Source organism: Gemmiger formicilis, assembly GCF_016901605.1.
Taxonomy (GTDB): domain Bacteria; phylum Bacillota; class Clostridia; order Oscillospirales; family Ruminococcaceae; genus Gemmiger; species Gemmiger formicilis_B.
In genome coordinates, this window is record NZ_JACJKP010000701.1 from 1 (window position 1) to 233 (window position 233).

General features: G+C 63.9%; 1 pseudogene. It reads left to right on the forward strand.

What is annotated here, in order from left to right:
- Positions 1-233 (forward strand): annotated as a pseudogene (locus H6B10_RS16530) (ABC transporter ATP-binding protein); the annotation flags it as partial.

Here is a 233-nt window from a genome sequence, read left to right on the forward strand (position 1 = left end):
CCCCCTGGCCGAGGACGATATCTACCAGAAATACAACCGGATGACGGCGGGCCGCACGGCGCTCTTCATCAGCCACCGGCTGGCCTCCACCCGGTTCTGTGACCGCATCGTGTTTATGGCAGGGGGCCGCATTGCCGAGCAGGGCACCCACGAAAGCCTGCTGGCGGCGGGCGGCGGCTATGCCCAACTGTTTGAAGTGCAGAGCAAATACTACCGGGAAGGAGGGGAGCACT